This is a genomic window from Neolewinella lacunae (genome assembly GCF_014349155.1).
Taxonomy (GTDB): domain Bacteria; phylum Bacteroidota; class Bacteroidia; order Chitinophagales; family Saprospiraceae; genus Neolewinella; species Neolewinella lacunae.
Genome location: NZ_JACSIT010000154.1, coordinates 214,693 through 215,924, shown reverse-complemented (window position 1 = coordinate 215,924; position 1,232 = coordinate 214,693). Strand labels below are relative to the sequence as shown.

The following is a 1,232-nucleotide window of genomic DNA, read 5'->3' as shown; positions in this document are numbered from 1 at the left end:
AACGTACCGGTAGGCGAGCACGCCATCCGGATCCGGGCGGCGGACGGCTGTGGTAACTTCGACGTGGAGATTCTGGAGTTCTGCGTAACGCCGGACAAAGCACCGACGCCAATCTGTATCAACCAACTGACGGTAACGCTGATGCCCGACGGCCAAGGCGGTGGCATGGCTTCCATTTGGGCCACTGACTTCATCGCCAGCGACGTCCGGGATTGCTTCGGCAACCTGATCGACCAGTACAGCATCTACACGGAAGAAGAAGCGGGCGTTGCCGGCTTCACGCCAGTGGCTGGCCGCCTGGGCATCGACCTGGATTGCAGCAGCGATGCTTCAACGCCGGTGCGGGTATACGCCGTTTCCGACAATGGCAGCGCTGACTACTGTTCGGTCATCGTACTGGTCCAACTCTTCCAGGAGGGCTTGTGTGAAGACGAAGGTGCCAACCTGGCGGGTACGATTGCTACGCACACCAACCGTGCCCTGCCCAACGTAGCGGTGACGCTGACGGGCGAAGGCGACGGAGACGAAATGGTCCTTACGGACGCCAATGGCCGCTTTACCTTTACCAGCCTGACGACGGGTGAAGACTACACGATCCAGCCCGCCTACGCCGTAGCGGTAGACGTTCAACGCGTGAAGACTTCGGACATCGTCAAGATCGCCAACGTGATCCTGGGTGCTGAGGATTTCGCTTCTCCCTACGACTACCTGGCGGCGGACGTCGACCAGAACCGGAACCTGAACGTACTGGACCTCGTTGCGATCCAGCGGGTGATCCTCGGCCTGGACGCGAACTACGCTACCGGCGAGAGCTGGGGCTTCGTGCCGGCGGACGTTAACGTGAGTGACCCCTACGCTGCTACCTTCCCCGAGGTATACAACATCAATAACCTGCCTGGCAATGTATTCGATGCGGACTTCGTCGGCTTCGCCTACGGTGACGTAGTGGGCAACGGACGTTCTACGGCCTCCATCAACGCTGCCGACGCGCAGCTGGAAGCTGGGCAGACCCACACCATGGAGATCCGCGGCACTGGGCTGGCGGGCTTCCAGGGCACGATCGAACTGGCCGCTGGCCTGGAGCTGGTGACGGCCAGCTACGAAGGCGAAGGCGCGATCAACCTGAACCGTGCCGGCGACGGCCTGGTGGCGGTAGCCCTGCGGGGTGCTGATGCGGTGCTGACGCTGGAAGTGATGGCTACGGCTGCGGGTCGCCTGAGCGAACTGGTGAG

1 pseudogene is annotated in these 1,232 nt (G+C 61.9%); it reads left to right on the top strand.

Annotated elements, in window-relative coordinates:
* A pseudogene (locus H9S92_RS21945) lies at positions 1 to 1,232 on the top strand (hypothetical protein); the annotation flags it as partial.